A 1,135-nucleotide genomic window follows, 5' to 3' on the forward strand; every position below is an offset into this window, starting at 1 on the left:
AGCATTAATACTAACGCTAAAAGTTTAGGACAAAGTTTAAATTTAGGAACTAAAATACAAGTTTCAGATTTGTTTTTTACTATAGGAGAAAGTTCAACTAATTTTCAAAATGTCGGAGAATTTGGCAATAATGGTTATGGTGGAGAAGGATATTATAAAAATAATTATAGAGAAATGCATATTACTAAAGCTTATAATCAAATGCCTACTATGGATATTAATATTTTTGGATTTAAAAGCAAGGAAGATGTTAATATTGCCAAACATCATATAAAATTTACATATACACCTGCTTATGGAGGAAATACCAAATATAATATGCTTTGTGCTATTGGATCTGGAGAAGGACATGATTTACAACGCAACGGCGATGGGAAAAGCGAACAATTTCCTTCAAATAAATGGGGGCAATTAATTGCTGATTTTGGGGGAATTGATTTTGGAATAAATACTTGCATTTCTGTTCATAAAAAACACAACGGAATATATACTTTCAAAACTACCTATAAGGGTAAAACTTATACGAGTATTTTACACTTAAAATTGAGTGAATAAGTATTTAGCCTATAAAAAATTAAATTTTATATAGGCTATTTTAAAATTCATATGATTTTCAAGGTAATTTCAAGTGCAAATAAGTGGGTTTTATGTATTTATTATTTAAATCTTCAAACTTATATATTCCGTTATTTTGTTTGGTTGGAATAGAAGCTTCTTCTTTACTAAATAATAAATAAGTATAATGATTCATATCAAAAGGAAAATAAGTATTTCCTAAATGATAGGATTTTGAATTAATAAAATAACTTAAATTCCATTTTTGACTACCCCCATAAGCTGGCGTATAGGTTATTTTTATATTTGCATTCCATATATCATTAGTGTTTTGATAACCATAAATTCCTAAATCAAAATTACCATTATGATGTGTTAATGTAAAAGTAGAATGTTCATTAGTATAATTTCCAAAAACTTGCCCATCTATCCCATTATTAGTTCCTAATAATGTAGTTCTTCCATCTCCTCCATTTCTATTTCCAGTAGGGTGTCCTAATATCCCCCTTGTTTGAAATACGCTAATCTTAGCATTAGCTTTTAATACCTGATTAAAAGCTTTAGCTAGTATATTTATGTC

At 27.7% G+C, this 1,135-nt stretch carries 2 protein-coding genes; one reads left to right on the forward strand and one right to left on the reverse strand.

Features of this window, described 5'->3' with window-relative positions:
• The coding region (locus L8U98_RS08180; RefSeq protein ID WP_263737868.1) for a hypothetical protein at positions 1 to 555 on the forward strand (555 nt) is incomplete at its 5' end.
• A 58-nt stretch (positions 556 to 613) separates the two neighbouring features.
• Here the strand turns inward: L8U98_RS08180 and L8U98_RS08185 are convergent.
• On the reverse strand, positions 614 to 1,135 hold a 522-nt coding region (locus L8U98_RS08185), incomplete at its 5' end, for a hypothetical protein (RefSeq protein WP_263703197.1).

Origin of the sequence: Campylobacter sp. RKI_CA19_01128 (assembly GCF_025771175.1) — a bacterium.
Lineage (GTDB): Bacteria > Campylobacterota > Campylobacteria > Campylobacterales > Campylobacteraceae > Campylobacter_D.